Below are 409 nucleotides of genomic sequence, written 5' to 3' on the forward strand. Positions count from 1 at the left end.
TTGGTCGTATAAATCACTCGGCGCACCTCTGGCGGAAATGCGAAGAAGGGAATCACGCGATCCCAGGCGCTGCGCCACGCGGCGCGGATCGTCGGGAATTTCTGCCCCCAGGGGCCTTCGGAGAAGGCATCAAGCTCAGCCTCGGCTGTCTCGGCGCTCGTGGCGGTATAGATCGGCCGAATGGCTGCGGCAAGCGCCTTGCGGTCCTTCCAAGTCGCATAATCCAGGCTGTTGCGGATCAGATGCACGATGCAGGTTTGCAGCGTGGTCGCGGGAAAGACAGCGGCCAGGGCCTCGGGCATGCCCTTCAAGCCATCGGTCACGGCGATCAGGATATCGCCCACGCCTCGGGTCTTCAGATCATTGAAGACCTTCATCCAGAACTTGGCGCCTTCGGTGCCCTCGATCC

1 protein-coding gene is annotated in these 409 nt (G+C 61.9%); it reads right to left on the reverse strand.

What is annotated here, in order from left to right:
* Window positions 1–409 (reverse strand): IS256 family transposase (locus tag AC6LJ9_RS30705; RefSeq protein WP_498150464.1); only part of this gene is annotated, 409 nt, incomplete at both ends.

It is taken from the genome of Achromobacter sp. 1011811831, from assembly GCF_059760905.1.